The 248-nt window shown below is 69.8% G+C and carries 1 protein-coding gene; it reads left to right on the forward strand.

What is annotated here, in order from left to right:
* Positions 1–40 precede the first annotated feature (40 nt).
* Positions 41–248 (forward strand): hypothetical protein (locus AC0IYH_RS33195; protein ID WP_471838651.1); only part of this gene is annotated, 208 nt, incomplete at its 3' end.

Consider the following 248-nt stretch of genomic DNA (forward strand, 5'->3'; position numbering starts at 1 on the left):
TGTTCACCGCCATGCCGGTCATCTTCCTGACGGATTGCCGATGAAGCGCGCTGCGTTGATCGCCGGGCTGATCCTGCTGCCGCTCGGCTGGGCGGCGGCGATCGTCGGGGGCATGACCGGGCATATGGCCGGACACATGATCGCCGTCGCGGTCGCGGCGCCGCTGGTGGCGTGGGGGCTTCATGGCAGCCGCCTCGATCCTGCCGCGCGCTGGCCGCGCACCGTAACGCCGATGGCGATGATGCTAG

The organism is Pseudomonas sp. AC463 (assembly GCF_979253585.1).